Here is a 329-nt window from a genome sequence, read left to right as displayed (position 1 = left end):
TGGGGCATTATCTGTCGTCAAAGCTGTTTGACATTCCCGGCATCAGCCGGACGCTGACCACCATGACCTTCAAGGCCTTTTGACGCCGGGCGGGGGGGGGGGGGGGGGGGGGGGGGGGGGGGGGGGGGGGGGGGGGGGGGGGGGGCGGGGCCGCGCGGGCGCCCCGCCCCGGGGCCCCGCCGCGGCGGCGCGCGGGCGCGCCCCCCCCCCCCCCCCCCGCGCCCGGCGTCAAAAGGCCTTGAAGGTCATGGTGGTCAGCGTCCGGCTGATGCCGGGAATGTCAAACAGCTTTGACGACAGATAATGCCCCACATCCTCATCCTCGGGGA

1 pseudogene is annotated in these 329 nt (G+C 74.2%); it reads right to left on the bottom strand.

Annotated features, from left to right (window positions below):
- Nucleotides 1-228: 228 nt before the first annotated feature.
- Nucleotides 229-329: pseudogene (locus V3C85_RS11765) on the bottom strand (Lrp/AsnC family transcriptional regulator); the annotation flags it as partial.

The organism is Pseudotabrizicola sp. L79 (assembly GCF_036553525.1).
Taxonomy (GTDB): Bacteria; Pseudomonadota; Alphaproteobacteria; order Rhodobacterales; family Rhodobacteraceae; genus Pseudotabrizicola.
Note: the sequence above shows the minus strand (reverse complement) of the source record. Positions and strands in the feature narration are given on the sequence as shown.